Genomic DNA, 5491 nt, shown 5'->3' with positions numbered 1-5491 from the left:
GACTTCCGGAAATGATCGAGGACCATTTTCAGCAGCGGCAGCAGCAACAGCAACGCCCATGGAAGCGCTAGTCGCACGGCACCTCCATCGTCTCCTCCACGAATCCGCGAACATATTCAACCAGGCTGTCCGCATAGCCTTCCGGAATCCGGTTGGAGAAGCGGACGAGATCGTTCGCGGTCAGTTTGTCCACCAGCGTAACGCGGCGGCCCAGCAACGGATATTTAGGGATGGTGCGGATGATTTCCCCGGTGGTTTTGCCGGCGGTTGGAATCTGGAATTGCCGGTCGAGAAATTCCAGCAGGATGCGCCGCGCTTCGTCGATGCGCGCCAGCTCGTCCTCCGGAAGCCGATCCAGGGCCTGCCGCGCCGCTTCCTGCGGCGAAAGCTCCTGCGTTTTTCGGGGGCGGCGCACCATGCGCGCGACCAAAACCGACAAGGCGATCAGGCCGGAAACGGCCAGTAGGATATACCGGATCCGAAGCCGCGCCTGCTCCTCCGGCAACCATTCGATCGGGGCGGCGATGTCGCGGATTTCGGGGGTTTCGAGGTTTTCCGGCAGCAGGGAACTCACCGTCACCGCCACGGGGTCGGTTTTGAGCGTCTCGGGTCCGGCAAGGATTTCCAACGCTTGGAATTGGGTTTGGCCCGGCAGGCCCGGGTCGAGCGTCCATACCCGGCGATGCAGGTGTTTCCCGTTGGGCAAAAACCGCACCGGTTCCGTATGGCTTTCTTCCACCGTGAACGGGGCAATGGCGTCCTCGATCTCCGGAATCACCACGTCCTCGCCCTCCGGGGCATGCACGTCGATCGTCAGCCGGATCCGTCCGGAGGTCGATAGGTTGGTCTCGCTCAGCGACACGATCACCGTTTCCGCCGCTTGCCGGTATTGCTTCGTGTAGACGGGCTCGGCCCCTGCGCCGCTCTGCCGAACCGACTTTTCCCGGCAACCACAAAGTGCGGCGCTCGCGAAAAGCACGATCAGCGAGCGCCGAGCTACGGCGTTCAGGCGTTGGGCCTTTTTCAACATCACAGCGTTTGTCTCCTTTCTCGGGTCCGGAAGAAGCGGATCAGGTCGCGCATGTAGTCGCGGTCGGTGCGGACATCGATCTGGTCGATGTTGAGCCGCGTCAGCGCGGCCTTGGTTTCGAGGCTCCGCGCCTTGGCGGCCATCCGGAACGTATTGCGCGCCGCCGCACTGGCCGTATCGACCAGGATCTGTTCGCCGGTCTCGGCGTCGGCCAGCTCGACGAGCCCGGCGTTGGGCAGCTCGAGTTCGCGCGGGTCCGTGATGGTGATGGCGATCAGGTCGTAGTGGATGGCGGCCAGCTTGAGCGATGGGTCGTAATCCGCGTCCTGGAAGTCTGAAATCAAAAAGGTCACGCACTTCTTTTTAACCATCTTGCCCAGATAGTCGAGCGCGCAGGCGATGCGCGTACCCGTGTGCTTGGGCTCGAAGCCGAGGATTGCGCGGATGATGTGCAGCACGTGCAACTGCCCCTTGTCCGGCGGAACGAACAGCTCGATCTCGTCGGTGAAAATGATCAGCCCCACCTTGTCGTTGTTCTTGATGGCGGAAAACGCGAGGATGCCGCAGAGCTCGGCGGCCACTTCGTTCTTCGATTGGCCGGTCGACCCGAACGATCCCGATGCCGACATGTCGACCAGGAAAAAGAGGGCCTGTTCGCGCTCCTCGATGAACCGCTTCACGAACGGCTTGCCCGTGCGCGCCGTCACGTTCCAGTCGATCGTGCGCACTTCGTCGCCCGGCATGTATTCGCGGACTTCATCGAACTCCATGCCGCGCCCCTTGAAGACGGACTTGTATTCGCCGCCCAGCAATTCGTCGACCACCTTGCGGCTGACGATCTGGATTTCGCGCACCTTTTTCAGGAGGTCGGTCTGGCTTTTCGTAGGCATGGGCGTGAGGCGTGACGATCGAGGCGTGAAAAAAATCACGACTCACGTTTCACGGTTCAGTTCTAAGGCACTTCCACGGTCGCGAGAATCTGCTGCACGATCTCGGCCGAGCTCTTCTCTTCGGCGGCGGCTTCGTAGGTGAGCAGCACGCGGTGGCGCAGCACGTCGAGGGCGACGTCCTTGACGTCCTGCGGGACAACATAGCCGCGGCCGTTGAGCATGGCGCGACCGCGCGCGGCGACGGACAGGAAGATGGTGGCGCGCGGCGAGGCGCCGTAGCGGATGTAGTTGGCGCAATCGAGGCCGAAGTGGGCCGGGTTCCGGGTGGCTTGCACGAGGTCGAGAATGTAGTGCTCGAGCTTTTCATCCATGTAGACGTCGTCGACCATTTTGCGCAGGCGGTTGATGTCGGCGACTTGCATGACGGCGTTGACGGTGAGATCGACGGCGGTCTTGCCCATGCGCTTGAGGATGCGGTGCTCCTCTTCCTTGGAGGGATAGACGACGTCGAGTTTGAACATGAAACGGTCGACCTGCGCTTCGGGCAGGTGGTAGGTGCCTTCCTGCTCGACCGGGTTCTGCGTGGCCAGCACGAGGAACGGTTCGTCGAGCTTGTAGGTCGTGTCGCCGATCGAAACCTGGTGCTCCTGCATGGCTTCGAGCAGGGCGCTCTGGACCTTGGCGGGGGAACGGTTGATTTCGTCGGCGAGGATGATGTTGGCGAAGATCGGCCCCTTGTGCGGGGTGAACTCGTTGGTCTTCGGGTTGTACATCATCGTCCCGATCAGGTCGCCGGGCAGCAGGTCGGGCGTGAACTGGATGCGGTTGAAGTCGGCATGCAGCGTCTGCGAAAGCGTCGTGACGGCCAGTGTTTTCGCCAGCCCGGGAATCCCTTCGATCAGCACATGGCCGTTGCAGAGCAGGGCGAGCAGCAGCGCCTCGATCAGATCTTCTTGGCCAATGATGACCTTCGCCACTTCATCGCGCACCTGCTGGAGCACGGCGCTTTCGGCCTGGTAGCGCTCGTTCATTTTTACAATTTCTTCATGCATGATAAATCCTTGGTGGAAGAGGGGCGCAAATATAGTTCGGTTCCCGCGCTTAAACAGCAAAGAAACGCCGGGAATCCAACGCGATTGGACAAGGGGCTCAGGAAGGTTGCGCCAGCATGCTCATGGCGCCTCCCGAATGAAGATTTCAGAATGAAGTATGGCGGGCTCGTTGCGCGTTTGGTTAAAGGGGCGGATAGACCCCGCCACTCATTCTTCATTCTGAATTCGCTAATCTTAATTACTGCAACAACGGTGCAGGTTAATGGTCGCAGCTGTTGGCGCCGGTCGTGAGCGTCCCTGCGAGATAGGCGGCAACCACCTCCTTCGGGTCGCCGGCGGGGGCTCCGACAACGACCTCGATGTTCTGTTCGAGGAAAAGCCCCTGGGCGCGCGAGCCCATGCCGCCCGCGATGATCATGTTGGCGCCCTGCTCGTGCAGCCATGCCGGCAACACGCCGGGTTCGTGCGGCGGCGGAACCCGCTCTTCGCTGGCGGTGATCGTTTTGTTTTCCGGATCAACGTCCAGAAGCGTGAATACCTGGCAATGGCCAAAATGCATGCACAGTTTGCCTTCGGCGGTCGGAATGGCGATTTTCATGGTTACGGTTTCCTTTTGGGGTTCGTTTGTTTCGGCGGGACTGCAAGCGGAGCAGGAGGAACAGCTCGATCCCGTACAGCCGGCGGTCGCGCCTGAAAGATTCGGTTGCAGGTTGAGAATCGGTTTGATGATGTCGCGCAGCTGTTGCGCGGTTTCGCTGGCGGCGTGGCTCTGGATGAACGGCAGGCCGGCGTCGCACGCCTTGCCGATGGCCGGGTCGATCGGCAACTTGCCGAGGAACGGGATCCCGAAGTCGGCCGCCATTTTTTCGCCGCCGCCGGCATGGAAGATATCGACCACCTCGCCGCATTTCGGGCAGGCAAAGCCGCTCATGTTTTCAACGATGCCGAGCACGGGCATCGACAGCTTTTCGCAAAACTTGATCGACTTGCGCACATCGACCGCCGCCACCTGCTGCGGCGTCGTGACAATCACCGCGCCGTCGGGATTTTCGATCAGCTGGCAGATCGAGAGCGGTTCGTCGCCGGTGCCGGGCGGGCAGTCGACGATCAGATAGTCCAGCTCGCCCCATTCGACGTCGCCGAGGAACTGCTTGATCACGCCCATTTTCATCGGGCCGCGCCAGATGAACGGGTTGTCTTCGTCTTCCGACAGGAAGCCGACCGACATCACCTTCAGGTTGCCGGCATAGACCGGATCGACCGACGCCGCGTTGTAGGACAGCGGCGTGTTGCCGAGCCCGAGCATGGTCGGCACGCTCGGCCCGTGGATATCCACGTCGAGCAGGCCGACCTTTTTGCCGGCGTCCGACAACGCCGCGGCGAGGTTGACCGCCACGGTGCTCTTGCCGACGCCGCCCTTGCCCGACAGGACGCAAATCTTATGTTTCACCTGCGCCATGCGCGCATTGATCTTCTTCTGGTCGTCCGCAGGATCGGTCTGCGGTTGTGCTGCACATTCACTCATTTGTTGTCTCCTTAACTACGGTATTTCCAACACCAAGATCGCAAAGGGCGGTTGCTTTGCGCGCTTTGCGTTCTTCTGTTGAAATCAATTGTCTGTTTTTATTTCAAAACCCGCATAGCCGGGATTGATTTCGGTTTTTAGGTTTTGTCTGAAAAAGTCGATGGCGGCGTCGCCCGTGCAATGGCACGGCGCCAAGAAGGTCGGCTGGAATTCGCGGAGGGCGGCGGCGGTGGCTTCGAGCCGCTCGGCCGAGGCGTTCTTGAGGTGAAACCCGCCGACGATGCCCCAAATGGGCTTGTGCCCGCTTGCGGCGGCGATGTGGTTCAACGTGTTGACCAGTCCCGAATGGCAACAACCGCAAACGACCAGTAGGCCCTTCTCGGTTTCGAGCCACAGCGCCTGGTCGTCGTGGATCGGATCGAGCGTCGTGCCTTCGGGTTCCTCGAAGAACGGCCCGCCCGTATCTTCCAGGGGGTGGACCCGCGGGATCGGCCCCGTCAGCCAGACGCCCGGTGCGATTTGCGTCGGTTCCTGGATCCAGTGGAGATGCGAATCCGGCAGGTTGGCCACGATCAGCCGCTCCTCCGAAGGCATGGAGATTTCCTTGGCATCCTTGCCGGGATAGATGCTGTAGCGCGTCTTGAAGATGCCGGGGTGGGCGAAGACCTGAAGCTCCGGGCTCTCCTGCATCACGAAATCGACGGCCCCGGTATGGTCGTAGTGGCCGTGGCTGAGGACGAATAGATCGGCGTGGCTGAGGTCGATGCCCAGCCGTGCGGCGTTCTGTTCGAGCGCATCCCCCTGGCCGGCATCGAACAGGATGTTTTTTCCGCCCGCCTCGATCCACATCGAAAGGCCGTGCTCGGCAACGAGCCCCTCGGCCGCTTGGTTATCCACGATGATTTTCAGGTGTACGTTCATTTGCCGATTATTCCTTTCAGCCATTGCGAGAGCGTTGGCTTGGTGGTGGGGTTCAGAAAGTCGTCGACCGCCG

At 61.0% G+C, this 5491-nt stretch carries 5 protein-coding genes; all 5 read right to left on the bottom strand.

All coding sequences use genetic code 11. The annotated features are described in order from the left end of the window. Positions 1-67 precede the first annotated feature (67 nt). The 5 genes from ABYO54_RS13390 to ABYO54_RS13370 all read right to left on the bottom strand — a co-directional run bounded on the left by ABYO54_RS13390 (position 68) and on the right by ABYO54_RS13370 (position 5418). Positions 68-1033, bottom strand: a complete 966-nt coding sequence (locus ABYO54_RS13390; protein WP_372808753.1) for a hypothetical protein — start codon at positions 1031-1033, stop codon at positions 68-70. Beyond that, on the bottom strand, positions 1030-1920 hold the full coding sequence (locus ABYO54_RS13385) for a DUF58 domain-containing protein (protein ID WP_372808752.1): 891 nt from the start codon (positions 1918-1920) through the stop codon (positions 1030-1032). The genes ABYO54_RS13390 and ABYO54_RS13385 overlap by 4 nt, the downstream gene beginning before the upstream one ends. A 62-nt stretch (positions 1921-1982) precedes the next feature. Next, entirely contained in the window at positions 1983-2972 is a 990-nt protein-coding gene (locus tag ABYO54_RS13380; protein ID WP_372808751.1) for an AAA family ATPase, read from the bottom strand. Between the two features lie 259 nt (positions 2973-3231). Beyond that, positions 3232-4497: an iron-sulfur cluster carrier protein MrpORP gene (locus ABYO54_RS13375; protein WP_372808750.1), complete on the bottom strand. Its 1266-nt coding sequence runs from the start codon at positions 4495-4497 to the stop codon at positions 3232-3234. A gap of 84 nt (positions 4498-4581) precedes the next feature. Then, positions 4582-5418, bottom strand: a complete 837-nt coding sequence (locus ABYO54_RS13370; protein ID WP_372808749.1) for an MBL fold metallo-hydrolase — start codon at positions 5416-5418, stop codon at positions 4582-4584. Between the last annotated feature and the right edge of the window lie 73 nt (positions 5419-5491).

The sequence above is a fragment of the Pontiella sp. genome (genome assembly GCF_041622395.1).
Lineage (GTDB): Bacteria > Verrucomicrobiota > Kiritimatiellia > Kiritimatiellales > Pontiellaceae > Pontiella.
The sequence above is the reverse complement of the archived record's forward strand: the minus strand, read 5'-3'. Positions and strand labels throughout refer to the sequence as shown.

Excerpts from the sequence above, each read along its gene's own strand:
- ABYO54_RS13370 (WP_372808749.1), bottom strand. The coding sequence starts at position 5,418 with ATGAACGTACACCTGAAAATCATCGTGGATAACCAAGCGGCCGAGGGG.
- ABYO54_RS13385 (WP_372808752.1), bottom strand. The coding sequence starts at position 1,920 with ATGCCTACGAAAAGCCAGACCGACCTCCTGAAAAAGGTGCGCGAAATC.
- ABYO54_RS13375 (WP_372808750.1), bottom strand. The coding sequence starts at position 4,497 with ATGAGTGAATGTGCAGCACAACCGCAGACCGATCCTGCGGACGACCAG.
- ABYO54_RS13380 (WP_372808751.1), bottom strand. The coding sequence starts at position 2,972 with ATGCATGAAGAAATTGTAAAAATGAACGAGCGCTACCAGGCCGAAAGC.